A 1,247-nucleotide genomic window follows, 5' to 3' on the forward strand; every position below is an offset into this window, starting at 1 on the left:
CTTGCCGCCAATGGGGCGGTCACCAACGGCAGCGCCAGGGTGACCGGATGGCTGCCAGCGGCAGTTGACATCACCATGGCGCGCTCGCTGGACGCGGTTGATGTGGCCACGGGCACGCAGCTTTATCTTAGCAGCAAGAGCACTGTCGATGTCGTGGACGTCAGTACCACCTATTCTTATTCCGACGTCGGCTTCTGGTCGTCTCTCGGCTTTGGTGCTCTCACGCTGAGCGTGTCCCATCAGGAACGAGTCATTGGATGGTGACGGAGCGCATCAAGTTTTGGGCCAACCAGTCCGGAGCGACTATGGTCGAAATGGCCATAGTGATGCCGCTACTGTTGACGCTTCTGCTTGGCTTCGTCGATTTCGGCTACGCCTTTTACCAATGGAATGCAGGGAACAAAGCGGTGCAAGCCGGCGCAAGGCTGGCGCAGATTTCTACACCTGTCGCCAGCGGGCTCCTGGTGGAGACGATAACGCAGAGCGATGTAACTAAAATCGGCACCGCGGTGGCTGCAAACACCTACAACTATATCTGCACCGCCAATACCGCGGGAAGCGTCACTTGCACTTGTGGGGTGGGCGCTACGTGTCAGAACCTCAATGTAAGCCAAGCCGCTTTTGATTTCATTTTCAGCGGCAACAGCAGCCGGGCCGGAATGCAGACTTTCCTGCCAATGCTGGCGAAGTCCGAGGTGCGGATCCAATATCAGGCCTCCGGCCTCGGTTACTGGACGCGCCCCAGCGGCCCGGTACCAACCATCACCGTCAGCATCACCAATCATCCCTTCCAGTTCTTCTTCCTGGGTGGGCTGCTCGGATTCGGAACCATCACCATGCCCTCCATGCTGAGCACGGTCACGGGCGAAGACATGAAGAGCACCTATCCATGAACGCCATCAGCACCAAGGTTACCCCGACCAAGCGAAAGCAGGTCGCGCTGTTTTCGTCGGATCCGAATTTCAAGCGCGATGTGGCGACGCGGCTCGATGCGCTGGCGATCTATGATGTGCGGGTCGCCGAGACGAGCGACTTCCTCAAGGGGCCGCCGGCGGACACGCGTCCGGGCATCGTCATACTCGATCTCGGCAAAGGCGAATTGCTTGGCAGTCCAGGCATTGTCGAGGCGCGCGCGCTGTGGGCTGGTGTGCCCCTGATCGCGGTTTCCGACGAGCTGACGTCGGAGCAGACGCGCGTCCTGGTGCGCATGAATGCCTCGGACTGGCTGCACAAGCCGCTTGACGGCA

General features: G+C 59.8%; 2 protein-coding genes and 1 pseudogene. All 3 read left to right on the forward strand.

Features of this window, described 5'->3' with window-relative positions:
* Nucleotides 1-264 (forward strand): hypothetical protein (locus X742_RS1000000175115; RefSeq protein ID WP_023775604.1); only part of this gene is annotated, 264 nt, incomplete at its 5' end.
* Nucleotides 258-893, forward strand: coding sequence for a TadE/TadG family type IV pilus assembly protein (locus X742_RS140475; RefSeq protein WP_023775605.1), 636 nt, complete (start codon nucleotides 258-260; stop codon nucleotides 891-893). The genes X742_RS1000000175115 and X742_RS140475, both read left to right, overlap by 7 nt.
* Nucleotides 890-1,247 (forward strand): annotated as a pseudogene (locus X742_RS140470) (response regulator transcription factor); the annotation flags it as partial. The gene X742_RS140475 and the pseudogene X742_RS140470, both read left to right, overlap by 4 nt.

Origin of the sequence: Mesorhizobium sp. LNHC229A00, from assembly GCF_000502415.1 — a bacterium.
Classification (GTDB): Bacteria; Pseudomonadota; Alphaproteobacteria; order Rhizobiales; family Rhizobiaceae; genus Mesorhizobium.

Coding starts and splice junctions, on each gene's coding strand:
- X742_RS140475 (WP_023775605.1), top strand. CDS start 258: ATGGTGACGGAGCGCATCAAGTTTTGGGCCAACCAGTCCGGAGCGACT.